General features: G+C 55.9%; 1 protein-coding gene. It reads left to right on the top strand.

What is annotated here, in order from left to right:
• Window positions 1-248 (top strand): PDZ domain-containing protein (locus SB756_RS31355; protein ID WP_410913402.1); only part of this gene is annotated, 248 nt, incomplete at its 5' end.
• Between the last annotated feature and the right edge of the window lie 15 nt (window positions 249-263).

The following is a 263-nucleotide window of genomic DNA, read 5'->3' as shown; positions in this document are numbered from 1 at the left end:
ATCTGGATCGGGTTCAGGGCATTATTGTCAGCGTGGTCACGCCAGATGGGCCAGCGGATAAAGCCGGGATTCAGGCCAACGATGTGCTGCTCAGCGTTAATGGCAAGCCGGCCATCTCCGCGCAGGAGACCATGGATCAGGTGGCAGAAATTCGCCCGGGTTCAGTGATTGATGTGCAGGTACTGCGAAACGATCAGAAACTGACGCTGCCGGTCACCATTCAGGAGTTTCCTGACAGCAGCAGTTAGCTGAAACCTGTGCCA

Source organism: Pseudomonas sp. SIMBA_068 (assembly GCF_046534705.1).
GTDB classification, from domain to species: domain Bacteria; phylum Pseudomonadota; class Gammaproteobacteria; order Pseudomonadales; family Pseudomonadaceae; genus Aquipseudomonas; species Aquipseudomonas putida.
The sequence above is the reverse complement of the archived record's forward strand: the minus strand, read 5'-3'. Positions and strand labels throughout refer to the sequence as shown.